Here is a 21,229-nt window from a genome sequence, read left to right on the forward strand (position 1 = left end):
AAGCATTGTATTTAATGCCTTTGTTACTAATCTAAAATTAAACAATTATGGAATATTATCTTTTCGCAGCTTGGATGTTTATAATGGTATTTTCTTATGTCAAGATTATAAAGGCACATCTTGTAACTTTGGAAATAAGTAAAGATTTAAAAAAGACCAATTATAAATTTCAGAAGAAATATAGCGCTTAAGGCCCCTTACTTTTGGTTGGCGTTGTTTATCCATGACTGAACTCCAGTTCCTATTGGATATTTTATAGAATTCGGTTCGAAATTAATTAGGGAAGGCAGCGGATATTTAGATCTAGCAACTATTTTGTTATGTTTATTAGTGAAACTCAATTTTGAGAAGTCAGTAAGACGCACTGAAAATTGAAAGTTGAACTAATCCCGCCTTTTTCGGCGGGATCTAGGTTCAATACCTCGACCGTTGGGTCGTTTCCTATTATTGGGTTCAGGGCTTGCCCTGAGGTTTAATACCTTTTATTGGACTAATTGGAAGCGGAAAGTAGGGATAATTGGTATATGGCAATAGTTGTTTATTTAAAGAGAATTAAAAGAGTTGCCACGAGCGTTAATACGATGACAAGAAATATATACATTTCTCTTTTCCTATCTTTTAAAGCCTTACTATTGATTTTGTCCTTTATTTTATTTAATTCAATTTCGGAGACTTGCTTAAAGGTAAGTTTTGTTGTGGAAGCCTCGGAATCAGAATAAATATTGTCCCGATTACTTTCCTTAAACCGTGCCCTATTGGACGGTTTTAAAGAGCGATTCTGATTCACTCTATTGTTCATATCCTGAATGCTTCCGCTCATCTTATTTTTTTTGGCTACTTCTAATTCATATTAAAAATAGCCAAAATAAACTAGTATTCAAAACCGATATAAAACTGGTGATTATTTTTCCCATTCCGTATGGAATATTCCCTCCATATCGGTTCTCTCATAGGTGTGGGACCCAAAATGATCACGCTGTGCCTGGATAAGGTTCAGTGGCAATCTGCCTGAGGTGTAGGCATCAAAATAGGTCAATGAATTGGAAAGGCCTGGCAAAGGAATACCATTTTTGGCACCATAAGCCACTAAGTTTCTTGCCGCCGCTACCGTAGATTGTACCTTGGGTACAAATTGTGGGGACAATAGGAGGTTGGGCAATTGTTTGTCTTTGGTAAATGCCATAGAAATATCTTCCAACAATCCGGCACGGATAATACAACCTGCCCTCCAAATTTTAGCGATTACCGAAAGGTCTAGGTCATAGCCGTATTCTTCAGAGGCAACTGCCAATTGGTGAAGACCTTGCGCATAAGTATTGATAAAGGAAAAGTAAAGTGCTTCTTCTGCCCATTTTGCCATTTCCTTTTTGTCCATTATTGCTGGCTCTGGCCTATTGTATAGCTTATCTGCTAAAATCCTTTCTTCCTTCAAGGCAGAAATTTCCCTCATACTTACTGCTATATCTATGCTGGGAATTGGAATACCTAAGTCCATAGCATTTTGGGAAGTCCATTTTCCAGTGCCCTTTTGTTTGGCCTTGTCCAATATTTTGTCTACCAATCTGCCATCACCCTTGTCATCTTCTTGCTTAAAAATCTCAGCGGATATTTCTATTAAAAACGATTGTAGTCGGCCATTATTCCATGAAGCGAATGTGGCATGCAGTTCATCATTATTGTATTTTCCTGCTTTTTTTAAAAGATCATATATTTCGGAGGTAAGTTGCATTAGGCCATACTCAATTCCGTTATGTACCATTTTTACATAGTTACCGGCAGATTTAGGTCCCAAATAGGCCACACAGGGCTCTCCCTTAAATTTAGCGGAAACTGCTTCAAAAATAGGTTGAACTTCTTTGTAGGCTTCCTTGTTTCCGCCTGGCATGATACTGGGGCCACGTCTAGCGCCTTTTGCTCCCCCGGAAACCCCGGAACCAAAGAAGTGGATTCCCTTGGTTTGTAGATAAGTTTCCCTACGATCGGTATCCGTGAAAAAGGAATTTCCACCATCTATAATAAGGTCGTTCTTGTCCAAATGTGGCAATAAGCTCTCGATTACGGAATCCACAATTTTACCGGCAGGTACCAAAAGCATAATCTTTCTAGGCTTTGCCAGGGACTTTACAAAATATTGGATATCTGTTGAGGCGTTTACTCTTTTGGTATCTTGTCCTTCTTCAATTAATGCATTTACCTTTTCATCATCAAGATCGTATCCCATGGCCGAAAAGTTGTTGTCCGCAACGTTCAATATAAAATTACGTCCCATGACACCTAGGCCAATCAATCCAAAATCGTATGTGTTTTCCATGTTTTTATCTTAAAGTTATTTAACAAAATAAAGGGGCTTTTGTTAAGTGTCCTTGTTTATAAATGAATAAGCTAAATTAGTTTTATCTTCGCACGATAATTCAAAAATCAAAAATAATCAATTAAACGGTTTTTAGTACCAAAGTTTTAAAAACCCAACAAATTGAACAAAACTTCCAATAAATATATTATGAACAAAACAGCAAATCAAATGCTTGTTATTTTCGGGGCATCAGGAGATTTAACTGCTAGAAAGCTGGTACCGGCTTTATTTAATTTATACAAGGCAAAACAGCTTCCTGAGAATTTTGTGGTATTGGGGGTAAGTAGAAGTAACATGACCGATGGTGAGTTTAGGCGAAAGGTAGTTTTGGAAAGTACATACCTTAAGAACAAGGTAAAGGATGCTTCTTCGGATTTTATAAACACCCTGGCGGACAAGTTTTTTTATGAGGATTTGGGCGAAGATTATAATAAGGAATACAGTAAGTTGGCCACCAGAATATCCGATCTAAACAATAAATTCAATACTGAGGAAAACTATATCTTTTATCTTTCAACACCACCCAGTCTATACGAGGTAATTGCAAAAAACCTCTCCCAACAACGCCTAAATAACGAGACCAACGGTTGGAAGAGAATCATTGTTGAAAAGCCGTTTGGTTATAGTTTGGAAACGGCCAAAAAACTTAATATTGGTTTACAAACCTATTTTGATGAATCCCAGATTTACAGAATTGATCATTATCTAGGTAAGGAAACGGTTCAGAATTTACTGGTCACTCGCTTTTCCAATAGTATTTTTGAGCCTCTTTGGAATAGGAATTACATACACCATATAGAAATTACCAACGCCGAAAGTGTTGGAGTGGAAAAAAGGGGTGGCTATTATGACAAATCCGGAGCTCTGAGAGATATGTTTCAGAACCATTTGTTACAGATAGTGTCATTAATTGTAATGGAACCACCTATAGATGCAAGCGCACTGGAAATTAGAAACGAAAAAGTTAAGGCATTAAAATCATTGCGAATTATGCGCGATGAGAAAACTTTATACAGCAATACGGTAAGGGGGCAATATCTTTCGTCTGTTATAGACGGAAAAAAAGTGAAAGGCTATAGGGAAGAAGATGGCGTTGATCCCAATTCAAAAACAGAGACTTATGCGGCAATAAAATTCTTTGTAGATAATTGGAGGTGGAAAGATGTTCCCTTCTATGTGCGAACTGCCAAAAGAATGCCTACCAAAGTAACCGAAGTGGTCATACATTTTAAATCGCCACATCACCAAGTGTTTAAAAATTCTGACATGAACAACAAGGATAATCAGTTGATTATCAGGATTCAGCCAGATGAAGGCATTCTTATCAAATTTGGGGTAAAAGTTCCTGGTCAGGGCTTCACTGTGGAACGAGCCAATCTGGACTTTTACTATTCCAATTTGGTGGATAACAATGTGATGGATGCCTACGAACGATTATTATTGGATGCTATGCAGGGAGATGCCACGCTTTATGCAAGGGCGGATGAAGTGGAAGCGGCCTGGGAATTTGTTGATCCCATATTGGATTATTGGAAGAACGGATCGGATGTAAATATATATGGATATTCCTCAGGGGTCTGGGGTCCAACAAATTCCGACCACCTGTTGGAAGGCGACCTGAAATGGCGGAATCCCGGTGAAAACTTGGCCGATGACCCCGGTTTCTGTGTTATTAAGTAATTATCAATAAATATAATAGATGCAAATAAACATATCCCCTACCAAATTGGAAGTTGCCCAAATCTTTTCCAATTATTTGGAAGAACAGATAAAAACAAACAAAACAACCCATATTGCTTTGTCCGGTGGCAGTACGCCCAAAGTAGTCTTTGATTATATGGCAGAGCATTACAAGGATGTGGATTGGTCCACGGTTCATTTGTATTGGGGAGATGAGCGTTGTGTTCCACCTACCGATTCTGAAAGTAATTACAAAATGACGGTGGAGCATTTATTATCCAAAATCAATATTCCAAAGGATAATATCCACCGTGTTCACGGGGAAGACTTACCGGAGTTGGAGGCCGAAAGATATAGCAAGGTCTTGGAAGAAGAATTGCCCATAGTGAACAACATACCTCAATTTGATTTTGTTATCCTTGGTATGGGTGATGACGGACATACGGCATCTATATTCCCCCATGAAATAGATCTTTGGGGTTCCAAAAATACTTGTGAAGTGGCCGTACATCCAGATTCGGGACAAAGAAGAATTACCATAACCGGAAAACTGATCAATAATGCCAGGACGGTAGCGTTTTTGGTGACCGGGAGTAGTAAGGCTGAAAAGGTGAGAGCCATAATTACGAAGGAAGAAGGCCATGACAGCTATCCAGCTTCCTTGGTAGTGCCTACCTCAGGGGATTTAATTTGGTTTTTGGACGAGGAGGCCGCTGCTCAGATCAACTAGGCAGGATTCAGATTGATCAGGACATTTTCGTTGTCCAAATCCTTTAAATGGTCATTAATTTTAAATTGGGATGATTCAAAAAGACTGCTTCGTGACATTGCCTGTTTTTTTCTTTGAATGCTACGGGTAAACCTGCGTACACCTTGCTCATCCTCAATTATTAGGCCGGGCACAGGCGTACTATTTCCTTCGGCGTCTTTGGCGACCATAGTGAAGTAGGAGGAATTACAATGTTTCTTTTTTCCTGTGGTCACATTTTCAGATTCGACCCGGACACCAATGACCATGGATGTTCTCCCTGTATAATTCACGGAAGCCTTTAAGGTTATCAGTTCCCCAACCTCAATTGGATTTAAAAAATCGACCTTGTTTACGGAAGCCGTTACACAATATTTTCTGGAATGTTTTGAAGCGCAGGCGAAGGCTATTTGATCCATTAAATTTAATATGTGGCCGCCATGTACCTTACCACCAAAATTGGAATGGGAGGGTAACATTAATTCGGTTATGGATAATCTGGATTGTTTGGCTGTTTTAAATTTGTCCATCGTTTTTAATTTAAGTGGGGCGATTTTTCCTTTTCAACTGCAGTGATAAAATATTTGGAATCACCTAACCAAAAGAAAGTGCGGTAACGCTCTATATAGGTCACCTTTACGTAGTCTCCTTGGTATTCTTTTAATTTGGCAATTACATCGTCCTTTAATACGGAAAAAGAGAATATCTGTGCACCGGATATTCCTTGACTTATCTCGCCTTCCCATGTCTTAATAAGTACTCCTTTATGACTTATTTTTATAAGTTCTCCAGAGCGGATACCTTCACTATAGGGAACAAAATATACAAATAAAAAATAGGCAGTTATAATTAGGACCAGGCCAAGAAGGGTTAATCCAAGTATTTTTTTCATGTTGATCGTTTAGTTTGTTTATAGTAAGGTCAATGGTTCTTCATTCTCGTCATCTTCATCATCATGGGCTCTTTTAAGCAAGGTTTCGGGGATTGACTTTTTTGCCTTGGCACCCATTTTCTTTAATTTCTCAATGCTGGTAATTATATTTCCCCTGCCATCTACCAATTTGTTCATGGCTCCTTTGTATTCGGACTTTGCCTCATCCATCCTTTTGCCCACTTTCATTAAATCCCCAACAAAGCCCTCAAATTTATCGTATAATGCACCAGCCTGCCTTGCAATTTCAATCGCATTTCGTTGCTGTTTTTCATTGTTCCACATCGTGTCTATGGTACGTAGGGTAGCCAGTAGGGTGGATGGGGTTACGATAATTATATTCTGTTCAAATGCCTTGTTGTACAGGGAGTTGTCATTGTTTATGGCAATCGCAAATGCAGGTTCTATTGGTACGAACATGAGTACAAAGTCCGGACTCTCCATTTCATAAAGGTCCTCATATTTCTTAGCGGAAAGCTGGTCCACATGCCTTCTTAAGGAATTAATATGATCTTTAAGAAATTTTTCCTTCAACTCATCCTCGGAATTCACATAACGTTCGTAATCGGTAAGGGAGACTTTGGAATCCACGATCATCTTTTTTCCATCCGGCAAATGGATGATTACATCCGGTAAAACACGGCTGCCATCCTCTAAGGTAAAACTTTGCTGCACCGTATATTCCCGATCTTTTTCCAAGCCCGACTTTTCAAGGACACGTTCCAAGACCAGTTCCCCCCAGTTCCCTTGCATTTTACTATCGCCTTTAAGGGCTTTGGTGAGGTTTTCGGCTTCCTGGGTTATTTTTAGATTTTGCGTTTGCAAATTGGCCAATTGTTCCTTGAGGGCCGAATGCATGCCCACACTTTCTTTCTGACTGTCATCTACCTTTTTTTCAAAAAGAATTATTTTCTCTTGTAATGGGGTCAATATATTTTTAATGTTCTCCCTGTTCTGTTCTGTAAATTTGGTGCTTTTTTCATCCAAAATTTTATTGGCCAAATTCTCGAACTCCTTGGTGAATTTTTCTTGCAGTTTTTCTACTTCCCCTTTTTGTTCCCGGTTTTTTAGATCCAAATTTTCCATTTCTGCCTGATATCGGACTATTCTATTGCCCAATTGTTCTTTTTCAGATTGCAACAGGGTTTTGTACTCCTCGGCATCATTAAGCCTCTGTTCCAAAGCACTAAGGTTGGTTCTCAATTGCTGTTCGCGCTCCAAAAGCGCACTTTGACTGGATTTTGTTTTTAGATTTTGGATGTAATTCCCCAAGAAATAGCCGATCGCCAAACCAACTAGGACAAGGATTACATATAGGAGCAATTCATTCATGTAATTAAGGTTCTATGCAGTAAAGATAGTGGATTGTGTTAAAAAAAAGTGGGATTGATTTACATTACTTATTAACTCTGAAAGAACCCGTTTGGGAATCGAAAGTAATGGTGTCCGAAGGGAACAAATTTTCAAAACTCTTCTTTTGTATCAATTCACATGGCGATCCAAATGTGCTCTGCCTGCTTTCCAATATTAGCATTTTATCGCATAGCTGAATCGCAATTTCAATTTCGTGGGTTGTAAAAAGAATAGTCTTGTTTGTTTTATGGGCAATGGATTTTAGTAATTTCAAAATCTTCACCTTATGGTACAGATCCAAATGTGTAGTTGGTTCGTCCAGTAATATTAGTTGGGTGTCCTGTGCCAAAGCCCTGGCGATCATAACGCGCTGTAATTGGCCGTCACTCAATTCATAACATTTTTTAGACTTTAACTCCTCAATCTGAAGCATTTCAACTGCTAGAGAAATCTTTTCCCTATCTTCCTCAGTAAGGGTTCCAATCCAATTGGTATATGGCTGCCGCCCCAGACTGATCAGTTCCAGTACCGTTAAATTTTTGGTGGCGATGGGTTCTGTTAATACCACACTAATTTCCGATGCCAACTCCTGGATGGAATAATTTTCCAAAGGAATTTTGTTGAGGGTTATATTGCCAGATAATTTTGGCTGAACGTTACCAAGTGTACGTAATAACGTAGATTTTCCAATACCATTAATACCTACGATAGCAGCTACTTCCCCTTCAGACAAAGAAAAATAAATATCCTGGGCAATGTAGGTTTGTTGCTTTTTAGTAGTATAACCTATGCTTAGGTTTTCTACTTTAAGGGCGATATGTGGCGTGCTATTTTCTATTTTAGGTAGATTTAATCTTTGCTAAGTTATTGGTTTTTGAGGTTTGTTATTGGTTTTAACATGGTAATTGATTGTTGCTGTTTTAGTTTTTGGTTTAAATCAGAAAATCATTTTTCTTTTCCTTATTAGCAACCAAATTACAACCGGTGCCCCAATGATGGAGGTTATGGCGTTGATTGGAAGAACATTGGCCGAATTGGGCATTTGGGCAATAGTATCGCAGATCAACATTAAAATGGCACCGTAAATCAAAACTGCGGGAACCAAAATTTTATGATCGGTGGTATTGAAAATTTGTCGTGTTAAATGGGGTACGGCCAAGCCTATAAAGGCAATGGGACCTGCGAAAGCGGTTACCCCGCCAGCCAGTAATCCGGTGGCAATTATTATGAAATATCGGGATTGCTTCATGTTTACGCCCAAACTCTTGGCGTAACTTTCCCCCAATAGCAATGCGTTCAACGATTTTATAGAAAAAATACTCATTAAGATTCCAATCGCTATAATTGTAAATAACAGCAATAATTGGTTCCACGATAAATTACCAATACTACCAAAAGACCAATAGACATATTGCTGTAGTTTTTCGGCGGTTGAGAAATAGGACAGCACACTTACCACTGCTGTGGTTATGCTACCGAACATTAGACCAATGATAAGTAGGGCCATAGTATCCTTTACCTTGGATGCAACTACCATTACGGCCAATAGTACAAGAAAACTACCTACACTTGCAGCCAACGCCAAGGAAATATCATTTACCATGGTAAAGGCAAAAAATCCAGTGAAAAGGGAAGACCCCAAAATTAAAAGGGCGGCCCCTAAGCTTGCGCCAGCGCTAATGCCGAGTACAAAAGGCCCTGCCAATGGATTTCTGAACAAGGTCTGCATCAATAAGCCGCTCAATGCCAATCCACTACCAACAAGTATGGCGGTAAAAGCCTTGGGAATTCTGTAGTTCCATATGATGTAGCTCCATGAATCCACTTCTGTAGATTTGCCCAGTACAGCATTCAATGTTTCCTGTAAGGGAATGGAGACGGAGCCTAAGCTGATATTCACCAGAAAGCACACAATTAATACCAGTAAAAGAAGTATAAAATATGCCCTATATGATATTGATTTCTGCACTTAGTCCAAAGGTTTAAAAAAGGTGGGCTTATAATCAGTTAAAAGTCCTGGGTGAAAGATTTTTATAAGGTCTTTAAGGACCAAATCCGGTCTGTTGGGAGCCAACTCAAAATAAAGCAATCCTCCAGTTTCTCCTTTGGAATTAGCATAAGTATACACCTTATTATTTCTAAAAGCAGCAAATTGGGAATAATGTCGGTTGGCCTCTTTTAATTCCAAATAATTGCCAAATTGTGATGGTGAGACCCAAAAATCTGCATCCTTTGCACGTTCAATAACACTCTCCAAACTAAGGGAAATACTTCCATTGGTGGCATCGTTGTTCCACAGATAATCTGCATTGGCATCTTCTATAAACCTGGATGCCCAGCTCTTACCGCCTGGCAAGTACCAGATATCTTTATAAAGAGCTCCACTTAGTACCGTAGGCCTGTTGTTTGCCTGTTTAGCCAGGACCTTTGCACTATTATAGCTATCTTCAATGGCGCGGAATATGCTATCTGCCTTTTTTTCCTTTTGAAAAAATGGTGCAAAAAATTTAATCCATTCAGCTTTGCCCAAAGGTGTCTCTTCCGTCCAATCTCCATTATAAACAACTGGAATATTGGACCTTGTTATGGTCTCATAGGCCTTATTTTTATTGTTTATGCTAAATCCAACCACAACTTCGGGATTTATTGCAATGACCATTTCTGAATTTAAAGCCTCGTTATTGCCCAAATCCTTTACCAATCCTTCATTTATCCTTTTTCTTGTCAGGGGAGACGAAACGTATTCCGTATCTGGAAATCCTATCAATTTATCAGCTTCTCCCAAAGCCTCCAGAGCAGGAATATGGGTAGTGGAGGTAACTACCATTTTTTCAACCGGAACACCTATTATGGCGGTATAGGCATCCTTGTCCAAGGTAATGATGGCCAATTTTTCTTTGGGTACCAAGGCGTAGGTAAATGTAGCTTCCGATCCCGGCCAAGGAGAAGATACTTTGATCAACGTTATATCTGTGGAGGTGTGCTCGATAGTAAAACCTTGGGCATGATCTATGCTGATACTTTGCGACAAGTCGGAAGGGGGAATAGTAGTTTTCTTAGGCTGTTTGCAGGACCAAATGGAAAGAAATATTAAAAAAAGGAATGTTTTGTTCAAGAGCTTAAGGGTTTATTAGAGAGTTCAAAAGTAGTATTAATTTCTTGAATCAAAATTTATCCAAGCCTAACAAAGGTCATAATTTATTGTAGGGATAGTATTTATTTTTGGACAAATCCAAACCTATGAGAGGAGATTCCAATACATTAATTTATATAGTTGCCGCTGTAATTGTCTTACATTTTATTGTTGGTTTTCTTTGGCTGGCCTATAAACTAAATAGAAAAAAGTACAGTGATAATTCCAAAAAAAAGTAGTAGTTTCGCTGCGAATTTTGGTTTTTATTCTCTTAATATAGGAGGATAGGATTAAAAGGGAATTCGGTGAGATTCCGAAACTGTTCCCGCAACTGTGAGCTCAGTCCGTGTAAAATGGATGGCTATCATTTCTTCTAATACCACTGCCCTATGTTTGAGGGTGGGAAGGTAAATGATAGTACGCAAGTCAGGAGACCTGCCATATTCATCACTAAATAGAATAGATCTTCGGGCAAAGGGTCTTCTTGAATATGGAAAAAAAACAAATATTTTTATTTTTATTGGGACTTTTGACCTTGGCGCAGGTTTTTGGGCAAAGGGACAGTATTATTGTTTTGGACGAGGTGGTTTTGAGTGATGCCAAACTTCTTCATTTCTCCAAGGGTGCCAAAATAGGGGTTTTTAAGGATTCCATCCAACAAAAAAGTGGTGCTTCCCTAACCGATTTATTGCGGTATAACTCCAATATCTATTTTAAGGAAAATGGTTATGGAATGGTGTCCTCTGCTTCTTTTCGAGGAACCAACGCCCAACAGACCGCGGTAGTTTGGAACGGGATAAATATAAATTCACAACTTACAGGCCAGACAGATTTTAACACTTTGATTCCTGGAAATTACGACAATGTAGTAGTCAGGAGTGGGGGAGGTAGTGTGCAATACGGAAGTGGGGCCGTGGGCGGAACCATTTTGTTGAACGATGATTTCAAGTTCAATGAAGGCTGGAAAAATAATTTACTAACAAGTTACGGAAGTTTTAATACCAGTAAATTGGCCTTTAACACTTCACTTGGAAAAGAAAAAATATCGTTTCATTTTGGTATTAATCACCTTGCTTCGGAAAACGATTATAAATATTTGGGAACGAATAGGAAAAATGAGAATGGAGCCTATGACCACATTAATTTAAATGCCAACTTTGGCTTTATTTTGTCCGAAACCCAAATATTAAAAGTATACCATAACACATTTTTTGGAGACAGGGATTTTTCCGGGACATTGACGGCCCCTGCTGATGAAAATTATAAGGATGTAAATCACAGGTCGCTTTTGGAGCTGGGCAGTTTCAATGAACGGAAGGTAGCCAGATTAAAGGTTGGGCATTTGTACGAACGTTATCGTTATTTTCCCAATAAGCAAAGAGAGGAGTTTAGTTTTGGGCAGGCCAATACCTTTCTTGCCAACTACGACTATAAATATCAATTAAACAAGATTGCCTTAAATGGAATAATCGATTTTTCTTCGATTAGGGCCAAAGGGACCTCTATTGAAAACGCGGATAGAAATTTTATGGCAGGTACTTTTATGTTTTTACATGCCGTTTCCGACAGATTTGATTATGGAGTAAACTTTAGAAAGGAAGTTGTCAGTGATTTTGATAGTCCATTTCTTTTTTCGTTGAACAGTAGTTATGAGGTAGCCAAAAACTACACTTTAGCTATTAATGCTTCCAAAAACCATAGGATTCCGACCTTCAATGACCTTTATTGGACAGGCGCCGGGGCTAGCGGTAATTTGGAGGTCATGCCCGAAAGCTCATGGCAGCTGGAAATGGGTCAATCCCTAAAAGGTAAAAGGTATGCCCTTTCGGCAAATGTGTATGCCATTGCAACCGATAATTTAATCCAGTGGCGACCCAATAATCAGGGCACTTGGATGGCGATGAATGTTCAGGATGTTTCCCAATACGGATTTGAATTCGGTTTTGATTGGAAAAAGAAATGGGGAAACCACAACGTAGCTTGGGAAAGTGAATATAGCTTTACCAAATCTACCGATAACACCACCAATAATCAATTGCTTTATGTCCCTGAGCATTTGATAAGGTCAAACATGGCCTATCAATACAAGAAGCTGGTAGTCTTTTATCAACTCCTGTACAACGGTTCGGTCTATACTACTACAGATAACAGTGAAAGTTTGGCAGGTTATATAGTGGCCAATATGGGGTTGGATTATCATTTGCCGAAAATAGCCAAAATCAACTTTGTTTTTGGTCTAAAAGTGAACAACATATTTAATAAAAATTATCAGAATGTGGCATATAGGCCTATGCCCAATAGAAATTTTCAACTACAATTATTTACTAAATTTTAAATCAGCTTAAACAAATGAAGATTAGAAATGTATTTTTATCCCTATTGATTATCGGCCTTTCATGGTCATGTACCAATGATGATGACGAGGTTCAAGAACCTTTGGGTGATTACGAAAATGGAATATTGGTTTCCAACGAAGGTCCCTTTAGCAACGGCTCGGGAACTGTCTCTTTTATTTCGGACGATCTATCGCTGGTAGAGAATAGTATTTTTAAAAAGACGAATGATGAAGACCTAGGCAATATTGTACAGTCCATCGGCTTTACAGACGATGAAGCCTTTATTATAGCAAATGTATCCAACAAGATAAATGTTGTAAACAGATATACATTTGAAAAAATAGCAAGTATTACCGAAGGCTTAAACAATCCGAGGTATTTCATAGCGGTAAACGGAAAGGGCTATGTCACCAATTGGGGAGACACGGCAGATGATTCCGATGATTTTGTTGCCATTATAAATCTGCAAAATTATACTGTTGAAGGAACCATATCTGTAGTATTGGGACCTGAAGCCATTTTGGCGAAGGACAATACGGTTTATGTAGCCCATCAGGGAGCTTGGGGACAAAATAATAAGGTTTCCGTAATAAATACCACTTCCAATGAGGTAGTAAAAACGCTTACGGTCGGCGATGTGCCCAATTCTATGCAATTGGATGGTTCTGGAAACCTTTGGGTATTGGCATCAGGTAAGCCGTCGTACACTGACGATGAAACGGCTGGAGTACTATCTAGGATCAATACGGCCACAAATGTAGTAGATTCCAATTTCCAATTTGAAACTACCCAGCATCCTGGGGGATTAAATTTAGATGGAGGGGATTTGTATTATAAATTAGGTGATAAGGTATATGAACAAAATTTGTCCGCCACTAGCTTGAGTCTGGATGTAGCATTGGAAGGCGTCAGTTTTTATACTATGGTAGTAAAGGAGGGAAGGTTATACGGTACCGATGCTGGCGATTACGCAAGCAATGGAACACTTACGGTCTATGATTTAAATACCAAATTGGCCATAGAAACCCTAACATTGGGAGTTATTCCTGGAGGAATTTACTTCAATTAGGGATATAGAGCTGTAATCTACAGAAATTGAAACCCCACTTTTACTAGGTAGAGAACTAGTAAAAGTGGGGTTTCTTTATTGGAATTGAACTAAATATCTGATCATTAGTATTTTTCGGAATTTGGAAACCCTATTGAAATGGAATATCAATAGGTTTATCCAAATACATATTGTCTTTTAGGATGGTAAACATTTTAGAGTTGGACGCTTCGTTTATGGGCATCTTTACAGTAAAGTCCCTCTTTGCACTTACCCCGGTAATTTCTTGAATGGCCCTTGCCAAAAGTGGTTCATTGATGTCTCCCAGAATGCCAAGGTTGGAAAGATCTTCCTTCAAAACTACATCAGGTGCGAGACCGGAGGTGTAGTCTGAAAAACCATCGGAATTCTCATTTCTACCCATTAACGGCTGCATTGCCCACAAATTGCCAGGATTTATTTTGTTCTCCCTACCTGCCCTATAAATGTAGTCGTTGTCTATATCATCTACCATAGTTACGGAAAATTCATTCTTTCCCCTTGTGGTCTCACCAATATGAACAACATCTAAATATGGAGCCAATCCGTTCATGACCAATTCACTGGCCGAGGCGGAGCTACCTGTAGCAAGAACATATACGGTATTCAGGTTTAGGCTGTTCAAGTCTGTTCCTTTGTCTGTTTTGTTGGCGAAATAATCTTCGAGTTGTTCCTTTTTAAGGAGCCCCTGTATTTTATCGTTCCATCGTTGCCTTACATATAATTCATCAGTATTGGTACCATAGATCATACTGGCCAATAATCTGGAACTGTTTACGGAGCCACCAGGGTTATAACGTAGGTCAACTACCAATTCCGTAGCCCCTTCCGTTTTAAATTGTCCGAAAGCCGTATTCAATTGTTCATTATACCCACTTGTAAAGCCATTGTACATTAGGTAGCCAATTTTCGTCCCGTTGACCTCTACGGTCTTGGCCACCAATATGGGATTTTCTTGCAATCCCTCTTCCTTGGTCAATGTTACTTCCTTATCATTATCCGTAACAACCGTGCCGGAAATATCTGCCATTCCAAGGGTATAGGTATCTGAATTTCCAAAAAGTAGATCAACATAATTGGAATCGGTAAGTTGAGTGCCGTTTACACGTGTAAATATTTCCCCTCTTTCAATATCTTTGGTAGAAGCGTCGGAATTTGGAATTATGTATCGCACGTACCCAAAAAGATTGGTGCTGCCCTCATTGCGCGCCAACCCATATTCCAATCCATTGCTTTTTGTAACACCTTCCAAGGCATTTACCAAGGTTTTGTAATCGTCTTCTACAAAGCTAAACCTATCAATAGCCGTACTGCTCCCAACAATATTTGAGTGCTTGTAACAGGTTTGGTAGAAGAACTCTTCGGGATCGGGATATTTTTCGAGATAGGCAACATAATCCTCATTGGTGTTAAATCTATTGTCACCTAGATTGGGCGCATCTGCCTGCCAAAAATACCATTGGTTTAGACCTTGCCACATAAAGTTCTGTACAGTTGTCTCCTTTGGATAGGTGAATGCATCATCATCCTTGTCCGAACAGGAAAGAATTACGGCAATTAAAAGAAAACCTAGAATTTTTTTCATGATGGTATTGTAATGTTAATTGCTTTGCACACTATTTTAACTTGTCTGGTTGGACAGTTTTATGCTGTACAGACACCAATTGTTGTGTTTTAGCTATTATTTTTTTGTCAAGTTTAATGGATTTTTAATATCCATAAACATATTATCCCTGATTTTTGTGAACATTTTGGAACTACTGATCAAATTAACTGGAATATCAACCGTAAAATCCATTTTGGCGGAAGTTCCTGTAATCTCTCCAATAGCCTTGGCTAAAAGAGGTTCATTGATATTCCCCAATACACCTAAATTGGATAAATCCTCCTTCAAAGTAATATTTGGCATTAGTCCGTTCGTGTATTCGGAAAAGCCATCGGCATTTTCGTTTCTTCCAATTAAGGGTTGTATGGCCCACTGATTCTCCGGATTGATCTTATCTTCCCTGTTTGGGCTGTATACATTTCCATTCTCGAAATCGTCAACAAAGGTAACCGAAAATTCATTTTTGCCTGTTGTTGTGGTTCCTATATGGATAACATCAATATACGGTTCCAGGCCATTCATTACCAATTCACTTGCCGATGCAGTACTCCCGGTAGCCAATATATAAACCTTGTTTAGTCCCAAGGTATTTAGAGGGGTATTGTTGCCCGTCTTATCTGCAAAATACTCAATAAGGTCGGTATCCTTAAATTCCAATTGCAGCTTTTGGTTATATCGTGCCTTAAGAAAAACACTATTGGTAAATGTACCATAAATCATACTGGACAATAATCTGGCCGAATTAACCGATCCACCTGGATTGTACCTTAAATCCAACACCAAATCTGTTACGGCAGCAGACTTGAACTCTCCAAAGGCATCATTCAACTGTTCATCAAATTCGTTGGTAAAGCCATTGTACATTAGATAGCCTATTTTCTTACCTCCAGTTTCCAATACATTGCTGATAAATATCGGGTTCTCGGTTAAATTGGCCTCTTTGGTTAAAGTAACTTCCCTGTCTGTGTTTGTAATGGTATTATTGGAGATATCCGCCATATTTAAAGTATAGGTATCACTTTCACCAAACAAAAGATCTACATAATTATTCAAGTTAAGGGTAGTGCCATTAACACCGGTGAAAATATCCCCCCTTTTAATATCCTTTGCAGAGGCATTGGAATTAGGGACGATGTAACGCACATAACCATAAACATCATCACTATCGGCAAATAAACTCAAACCAAATTCCACACCGTTGCTCTTGGAAATTCCAGCAAAGGATTGGGTCAATTCCTTATAATCATCCGCGTAAAAACTAAAGCGGTCTTCACTGAAAAGTAATTTGTCATCGAAAAATTTTCCCGGTTCTTGCTCAGATTCCAAAAAGGACACATACTCCTTATTGGTTCCAAAGCGGTCATCGCCCAAATCCGTGACATCACTTTGCCAAAAATAATAGGCATTCATAGTCTGCCACATAAAATCCTGGACCGTTATATCTATTTCTGGCGCAGGAATTATTTCTTCAATTTCCTCGTTAACCAGTGCGTCATCATTCTTACTACAACTGTTGAGAAACAAACTCAATCCCAAAAATGCAAATAAATACTTCTTCATAATTTTATAATAATTGCCAAAATAGATTATGGTTTGGCGTGCAAATATCATTCCATTAAAAAAGCATTTATCAGTTTTGGGGAACGATTTTATTTATATACGGATATATTACCTATTTGGTTTCCATAGGGCTAAATTACTTACATTGTAAGGAAATAGAAACTAATTGTAACAAAATTCGATGTATGTCGTCTTCCCTATGTAAGCCTGTTATGGAGGATTATAAAACAACTAAACCAAAATGCAACAAACTGAGTTTTTAAATGTGGTTTTACCATTTAAGGATAAACTTTATAGGCTGGCCAAGCGCTTATTGGTCTCTAAAGAAGAAGCTGAGGATGCCACACAAGAAATCTTAATGAAGCTTTGGTCCAAGAAAAAAATGATCACTGGCTATAATAATGTGGAGGCTTATGCCATGATGATGACCAAGAATTTTTGCTTGGACCGACTTAAATCCAAACAGGCCGGTAACTTAAAATTGGTTCATAGCAATTATAAGGACGAAAATGTTTCATTGCAGAACCAATTAGAGGTCAGTGATAGCCTAAGTTGGATAGAAAAAATTATGGAAGAATTGCCCCAGCAGCAAAAAATGGTACTTCAATTGCGGGATGTGGAGCAATATGAATTTGAAGAAATAGCAGAATTATTGGGTATGAGTGCCACTGCGGTAAGAGTAGCCTTATCCAGAGCAAGAAAAACTGTGAGGGAAAAATTAGTACAAAAGCACAATTATGGAATTCAATAACATAGAGAAATTATTGGAAAGGTATTTTGAGGCGACTACTACGGTTGCTGAGGAAGAAATGTTGAGGGAGTATTTTTTAAGGGAGGATATTCCTCTGCACTTAAAAAGGCACGCTCCAATGTTTCAGTATTTTTCCGTTGCCAAAGAAGAACGGTTTACCAAGCAGGTTCCATTAAAACCTAGAAAAAAAAGTTATATAAAGTGGATTTCCATTGCAGCCGTAAGCGTATTGGTATTTGGTATATATTTTGGAAGAAACTATCAAGAACAGAGAGAAGCGGAATATGCCTATCAGGAAACCAGGAAGGCATTGAGCCTTTTGGCGACCAATCTTGGCAGGGGAACCGAAAAAGTAGCTTATTTAAGGGAATTTGAAGAAACAAAACAAAAAATTTACAACAGAAATTAAATTTAAAAAGATGAAAAAGAATATTATAATAGCCTTGGTAGCAGTATTGCCATTAATGGGTTTTTCGCAATCCATGTTCGATAAGTACGAGGATTTGGACAATGTAAGTGCCGTAGTGGTCAATGAAAGCATGTTTAAGTTATTGAGTAAGATAAACGTGGAAGTCGATGACAAAGAGGCACAGGATTTTATGGATATAGCCCAAAACCTAAAAAATCTAAAGGTTTTTATAACCGAGGACAAAAAGGTTTCCGCGGATATGCAAACAACTATGGATAAGTATTTGAAATCCTCATCGTTGCAAGAATTGATGCGGGTCAAGGATAAGGATGCGAATGTAAAATTTTATATCAAGAGTGGGAAGGATGAAGACCATGTGAGCGAACTATTAATGTTTGTGACAGGGGTTAAGAATGTGAATGTAGAAATCAATGACAGAAAAATAGAAACGGTACTTCTTTCGCTTACTGGTGATATAGATTTAAACAAGATCGGGTCGCTCACCCAGAAGATGAATTTACCTTCGGAACTCAGTAAGGCGGGTAAAAATAAAAAGTAATAGGATAAAGGGAGTTGGGTTGATTGGCAATCCACTTCCCATTATTCTGGTTAAAAACTTAAAACTACGTGAAATGAAAAAAATAGTTGGAAAATTGGGTTTGTTAATGTTGTCGGTCATTCTTATGACGGCATGTTCGTCTACGCAAACCTTGCAAGAATACTATGTGGAAAATGAGGGTAATCCTAATTTTTTATCCGTTGATCTTCCGGTAAGCTTATTAAATGTGGATAAGGCGGATCTTACGGAGGAACAAAGGGAGGCACTGGGGTCATTGAAAAAACTTAATATTTTGGCGTTTAAGATTACTGCAGATAACCTTGCGGAGTTTCAAAAAGAAAAATCGAATATCAAGGCCATTTTAAAAAATAGCAAATTTACGGAGTTGATGAAAATGAACACCAGTTTCGGCAAAGCTTCGGTAAGATATTTAGGGGATGATGAAGCCATCGATGAAGTCATTATCTATGGCGATAGTGATGATAAGGGTTTTATGTTGGTGCGGGTTTTGGGCAAAAATATGAACCCTGCCAAATTGGTCCAATTTATGAAAGCTGTGGAAAAATCCGATTACAAGGGAGAAGGATTGGGAGAGATTGGAAATTTACTAAAAGGATAGAAAATAATAGATCTAATACAACTTCATTTAAATAAACATATCCTGATTTGATCATGCATCAAATCAGGATATGTTATTTCGGCCCTATTATAAAAAGGAAATGCCATATTCAACAAAGTGTTTGTTGTGCTATTTTGGGCTTTGAATTATACTAAATACCCGTATAGTTACTAGGTGTAATTTGTTTCAATTCTGTTTTTATGGCATCGCTTGTTTCCAAGGTATCTATAAAATTGGAAATTGACTGTTGTGTAATCTTTTCATTGGTCCTGGTCAATCCTTTCAATGCTTCATACGGATTGGGGTAGGCCTCACGTCTTAGAATGGTTTGAATGGCTTCTGCAACTACAGCCCAGTTATTTTCCAGGTCTTGCTCAAATTTTTCCTTGTTAAGGAGCAATTTATTTAATCCTTTTAAGGTAGATTGAAACGCTATTAAGGTATGTCCAAATGGCACTCCAACATTTCTTAATACCGTGCTATCTGTTAAATCCCTTTGCAGTCTTGAAATAGGCAGTTTGGCGGACAAATGCTCAAAAATGGCATTGGCTATGCCTAAATTTCCTTCAGAGTTTTCAAAATCGATGGGGTTTACCTTATGTGGCATTGCTGAAGACCCCACTTCCCCAGCTTTTATTTTCTGTTTAAAATAGTCCATGGAAACATAGGTCCAAAAGTCCCTGTCCAAATCTATTACAATGGTATTGATCCGCTTTAGGCAATCGAATAATGCAGCCATATGATCGTAATGCTCTATCTGCGTAGTAGGAAAGGAGTGGTGTAGGCCAAGTTTTTCCTGAACAAATTTTTGACCAAATTCTCTCCAATCAATTTGTGGATAGGCTACTTTATGGGCATTATAATTCCCTGTGGCACCACCAAATTTGGCAGCGCTTGGAATGTCGTTAAGTAAATTGAACTGTTCTTCCAATCGCACGGTAAATACCTCAATTTCCTTTCCCAAGCGAGTAGGGGAGGCAGGCTGACCATGTGTCCTCGCCAACATAGGTATAGCTTCCCATTCCTTTACTAAAGCCGTTAATTTGTTCAATACCTCCAAATATTGGGGTACGTAAACCTCGTTCATTGCGTCTTTAATGGAAAGTGGAATAGCTGTATTGTTGATATCTTGGGAAGTAAGCCCAAAATGGATAAACTCCTTATGGGCCTCCAAACCTAATTTGTCGAACTCCTTCTTAATAAAATACTCAACCGCCTTGACATCATGGTTGGTTACCTTTTCAATTTCCTTAATGGCAATGGCATCCTCGGAGTCAAAATCAATATAGATTTTTCTTAAAACGTTAAATTTTGAATTATCGAAATTTGAAAGTTGAGGTAGTGGAACTTCACAAAGTGCAATAAAATATTCAATTTCTACCCGCACCCTATATTTTATAAGCGCCTCCTCAGAAAAATATGAAGCTAGGGAATCTACTTTATTTCTGTATCTACCATCAATGGGAGATATGGCGTTTAATTTGTTTAATGACATTTTGTAATGATATATTGATTTTGGAAAAGGGCAAAGATAGCTATAAGTTAAAGAGTTTAAAAGTTAAGCGATAGATTGTTCCTTTATTTATTTAGGAGTTGTATCGCACTTTATTTTAGCAAGGGTCATCCTGGCCCTTGCCTTGTATGCGGCACTGCCATTTTGGTACTTCTGTTCCAAAATCATACGCAATTCAGGATGGATCCAGTCGAATGTTCTTCCCAATAATAAAAGGCTAGTCATGGAATATGCTTGGGCAGCTACCTTATGATCACCTATGAGCCAATCGAAACAAACGGATGTAATACCTTCCAAATGTTGGTCTGTAAGGGTCTCGCAAGTCTTTTTGTCCTTGGATTGAAAGTAGGATTTCATTAAACACTCGCATATTTTTGCGATTGGTCTCACCGCAGGATCCAGGTGCACCTTACCAATGTTTTTGACAAAATGATCCATATGCGGAAAAAGATGGGACAAATGTTCCTTGGCAGTATATTCCAAAACCCAACACGCCTTGCAGGAAACAGGGTCATCTACCTGAAAGGCTATTTCCATAATGGTAGAAATGTTTGAGGGATTATTCAGGATGACGCGGGACATTTCCTTCCT

21 protein-coding genes and 1 riboswitch are annotated in these 21,229 nt (G+C 38.5%); of the genes, 9 read left to right on the forward strand and 12 right to left on the reverse strand.

The genetic code is table 11. The features are described 5' to 3' along the window. Positions 1-47: 47 nt before the first annotated feature. Positions 48-191 (forward strand): hypothetical protein, encoded by a 144-nt coding sequence (locus tag CWD91_RS22830; protein ID WP_192877688.1) that lies wholly within the window; start codon positions 48-50, stop codon positions 189-191. 347 nt (positions 192-538) lie between these two features. Here the strand turns inward: CWD91_RS22830 and CWD91_RS16880 are convergent, their stop codons facing one another. Beyond that, positions 539-820, reverse strand: a complete 282-nt coding sequence (locus CWD91_RS16880; RefSeq protein WP_103442140.1) for a hypothetical protein — start codon at positions 818-820, stop codon at positions 539-541. 81 nt (positions 821-901) lie between these two features. After that, the gene (gndA, locus tag CWD91_RS16885; protein ID WP_103442141.1) at positions 902-2,311 is read right to left on the reverse strand and encodes an NADP-dependent phosphogluconate dehydrogenase; all 1,410 of its coding nucleotides are present in this window, start codon (positions 2,309-2,311) and stop codon (positions 902-904) included. 189 nt (positions 2,312-2,500) lie between these two features. Between gndA and zwf the strand changes: the two genes are divergently transcribed. Next, positions 2,501-4,033 carry a glucose-6-phosphate dehydrogenase gene (gene zwf / locus CWD91_RS16890; RefSeq protein WP_103442142.1) on the forward strand — a complete coding sequence of 511 codons (1,533 nt, stop codon included), beginning with the start codon at positions 2,501-2,503 and terminating at the stop codon, positions 4,031-4,033. A gap of 19 nt (positions 4,034-4,052) precedes the next feature. Next, positions 4,053-4,763 carry a 6-phosphogluconolactonase gene (gene pgl, locus CWD91_RS16895; RefSeq protein ID WP_103442143.1) on the forward strand — a complete coding sequence of 237 codons (711 nt, stop codon included), beginning with the start codon at positions 4,053-4,055 and terminating at the stop codon, positions 4,761-4,763. Here pgl and CWD91_RS16900 read toward each other — a convergent pair. The 6 genes from CWD91_RS16900 to CWD91_RS16925 form a co-directional block, all read right to left on the reverse strand. Further along, positions 4,760-5,311: an acyl-CoA thioesterase gene (locus tag CWD91_RS16900; RefSeq protein WP_103442144.1), complete on the reverse strand. Its 552-nt coding sequence runs from the start codon at positions 5,309-5,311 to the stop codon at positions 4,760-4,762. The genes pgl and CWD91_RS16900 overlap by 4 nt on opposite strands. A 5-nt stretch (positions 5,312-5,316) precedes the next feature. After that, positions 5,317-5,673 (reverse strand): 6-phosphogluconate dehydrogenase, encoded by a 357-nt coding sequence (locus CWD91_RS16905; RefSeq protein ID WP_103442145.1) that lies wholly within the window; start codon positions 5,671-5,673, stop codon positions 5,317-5,319. An 18-nt stretch (positions 5,674-5,691) separates the two neighbouring features. Further along, positions 5,692-7,044, reverse strand: a complete 1,353-nt coding sequence (gene rmuC, locus CWD91_RS16910; RefSeq protein ID WP_103442146.1) for a DNA recombination protein RmuC — start codon at positions 7,042-7,044, stop codon at positions 5,692-5,694. 64 nt (positions 7,045-7,108) lie between these two features. After that, positions 7,109-7,903, reverse strand: a complete 795-nt coding sequence (locus tag CWD91_RS16915) for an ABC transporter ATP-binding protein (protein WP_103442147.1) — start codon at positions 7,901-7,903, stop codon at positions 7,109-7,111. Positions 7,904-8,002: 99 nt separating this feature from the next. Beyond that, entirely contained in the window at positions 8,003-9,034 is a 1,032-nt protein-coding gene (locus CWD91_RS16920; protein WP_103442148.1) for a FecCD family ABC transporter permease, read from the reverse strand. Further along, positions 9,035-10,180, reverse strand: a complete 1,146-nt coding sequence (locus CWD91_RS16925) for an ABC transporter substrate-binding protein (RefSeq protein WP_103442149.1) — start codon at positions 10,178-10,180, stop codon at positions 9,035-9,037. 258 nt (positions 10,181-10,438) lie between these two features. Next, a riboswitch (cobalamin riboswitch) is annotated at positions 10,439-10,655 on the forward strand. Positions 10,656-10,688: 33 nt separating this feature from the next. Here CWD91_RS16925 and CWD91_RS16930 point away from each other — a divergent pair. Both CWD91_RS16930 and CWD91_RS16935 read left to right on the forward strand, forming a co-directional pair. Continuing rightward, positions 10,689-12,533: a TonB-dependent receptor gene (locus CWD91_RS16930; RefSeq protein WP_103442150.1), complete on the forward strand. Its 1,845-nt coding sequence runs from the start codon at positions 10,689-10,691 to the stop codon at positions 12,531-12,533. 14 nt (positions 12,534-12,547) lie between these two features. Continuing rightward, positions 12,548-13,603, forward strand: a complete 1,056-nt coding sequence (locus tag CWD91_RS16935; RefSeq protein WP_103442151.1) for a YncE family protein — start codon at positions 12,548-12,550, stop codon at positions 13,601-13,603. A gap of 130 nt (positions 13,604-13,733) precedes the next feature. On the opposite strand, the gene CWD91_RS16940 is transcribed toward CWD91_RS16935, so the two are convergent. Both CWD91_RS16940 and CWD91_RS16945 read right to left on the reverse strand, forming a co-directional pair. Then, positions 13,734-15,206: a S41 family peptidase gene (locus tag CWD91_RS16940; RefSeq protein ID WP_103442152.1), complete on the reverse strand. Its 1,473-nt coding sequence runs from the start codon at positions 15,204-15,206 to the stop codon at positions 13,734-13,736. A 96-nt stretch (positions 15,207-15,302) separates the two neighbouring features. Then, the gene (locus tag CWD91_RS16945) at positions 15,303-16,787 is read right to left on the reverse strand and encodes a S41 family peptidase (RefSeq protein ID WP_103442195.1); all 1,485 of its coding nucleotides are present in this window, start codon (positions 16,785-16,787) and stop codon (positions 15,303-15,305) included. Positions 16,788-17,028: 241 nt separating this feature from the next. Between CWD91_RS16945 and CWD91_RS16950 the strand changes: the two genes are divergently transcribed. From CWD91_RS16950 to CWD91_RS16965, 4 genes are all read left to right on the forward strand, one after another. Then, positions 17,029-17,538, forward strand: a complete 510-nt coding sequence (locus CWD91_RS16950) for an RNA polymerase sigma factor (RefSeq protein WP_103442153.1) — start codon at positions 17,029-17,031, stop codon at positions 17,536-17,538. Beyond that, entirely contained in the window at positions 17,525-17,947 is a 423-nt protein-coding gene (locus CWD91_RS16955) for a hypothetical protein (RefSeq protein ID WP_103442154.1), read from the forward strand. Before CWD91_RS16950 ends, CWD91_RS16955 begins: the two co-directional genes overlap by 14 nt. Positions 17,948-17,957: 10 nt before the next feature. Next, the gene (locus CWD91_RS16960; RefSeq protein WP_103442196.1) at positions 17,958-18,506 is read left to right on the forward strand and encodes a DUF4252 domain-containing protein; all 549 of its coding nucleotides are present in this window, start codon (positions 17,958-17,960) and stop codon (positions 18,504-18,506) included. A 73-nt stretch (positions 18,507-18,579) separates the two neighbouring features. Then, entirely contained in the window at positions 18,580-19,125 is a 546-nt protein-coding gene (locus CWD91_RS16965; protein ID WP_103442155.1) for a DUF4252 domain-containing protein, read from the forward strand. A 151-nt stretch (positions 19,126-19,276) separates the two neighbouring features. On the opposite strand, the gene purB is transcribed toward CWD91_RS16965, so the two are convergent. Both purB and CWD91_RS16975 read right to left on the reverse strand, forming a co-directional pair. Next, on the reverse strand, positions 19,277-20,620 hold the full coding sequence (gene purB, locus CWD91_RS16970; RefSeq protein WP_103442156.1) for an adenylosuccinate lyase: 1,344 nt from the start codon (positions 20,618-20,620) through the stop codon (positions 19,277-19,279). An 87-nt stretch (positions 20,621-20,707) separates the two neighbouring features. Then, entirely contained in the window at positions 20,708-21,220 is a 513-nt protein-coding gene (locus CWD91_RS16975) for an adenylosuccinate lyase (RefSeq protein WP_262923157.1), read from the reverse strand. Positions 21,221-21,229: the final 9 nt, after the last annotated feature.

The organism is Arenibacter hampyeongensis (assembly GCF_002909255.1).
GTDB lineage: Bacteria > Bacteroidota > Bacteroidia > Flavobacteriales > Flavobacteriaceae > Arenibacter > Arenibacter hampyeongensis.

Coding starts and splice junctions, on each gene's coding strand:
- pgl (WP_103442143.1), top strand. CDS start 4,053: ATGCAAATAAACATATCCCCTACCAAATTGGAAGTTGCCCAAATCTTT.
- CWD91_RS16955 (WP_103442154.1), top strand. CDS start 17,525: ATGGAATTCAATAACATAGAGAAATTATTGGAAAGGTATTTTGAGGCG.
- CWD91_RS16945 (WP_103442195.1), bottom strand. CDS start 16,787: ATGAAGAAGTATTTATTTGCATTTTTGGGATTGAGTTTGTTTCTCAAC.
- CWD91_RS16880 (WP_103442140.1), bottom strand. CDS start 820: ATGAGCGGAAGCATTCAGGATATGAACAATAGAGTGAATCAGAATCGC.
- CWD91_RS16900 (WP_103442144.1), bottom strand. CDS start 5,311: ATGGACAAATTTAAAACAGCCAAACAATCCAGATTATCCATAACCGAA.
- CWD91_RS16930 (WP_103442150.1), top strand. CDS start 10,689: ATGGAAAAAAAACAAATATTTTTATTTTTATTGGGACTTTTGACCTTG.
- zwf (WP_103442142.1), top strand. CDS start 2,501: ATGAACAAAACAGCAAATCAAATGCTTGTTATTTTCGGGGCATCAGGA.
- CWD91_RS16940 (WP_103442152.1), bottom strand. CDS start 15,206: ATGAAAAAAATTCTAGGTTTTCTTTTAATTGCCGTAATTCTTTCCTGT.
- CWD91_RS16960 (WP_103442196.1), top strand. CDS start 17,958: ATGAAAAAGAATATTATAATAGCCTTGGTAGCAGTATTGCCATTAATG.
- CWD91_RS16905 (WP_103442145.1), bottom strand. CDS start 5,673: ATGAAAAAAATACTTGGATTAACCCTTCTTGGCCTGGTCCTAATTATA.
- rmuC (WP_103442146.1), bottom strand. CDS start 7,044: ATGAATGAATTGCTCCTATATGTAATCCTTGTCCTAGTTGGTTTGGCG.
- CWD91_RS22830 (WP_192877688.1), top strand. CDS start 48: ATGGAATATTATCTTTTCGCAGCTTGGATGTTTATAATGGTATTTTCT.
- purB (WP_103442156.1), bottom strand. CDS start 20,620: ATGTCATTAAACAAATTAAACGCCATATCTCCCATTGATGGTAGATAC.
- gndA (WP_103442141.1), bottom strand. CDS start 2,311: ATGGAAAACACATACGATTTTGGATTGATTGGCCTAGGTGTCATGGGA.
- CWD91_RS16935 (WP_103442151.1), top strand. CDS start 12,548: ATGAAGATTAGAAATGTATTTTTATCCCTATTGATTATCGGCCTTTCA.
- CWD91_RS16965 (WP_103442155.1), top strand. CDS start 18,580: ATGAAAAAAATAGTTGGAAAATTGGGTTTGTTAATGTTGTCGGTCATT.
- CWD91_RS16975 (WP_262923157.1), bottom strand. CDS start 21,220: ATGTCCCGCGTCATCCTGAATAATCCCTCAAACATTTCTACCATTATG.
- CWD91_RS16950 (WP_103442153.1), top strand. CDS start 17,029: ATGCAACAAACTGAGTTTTTAAATGTGGTTTTACCATTTAAGGATAAA.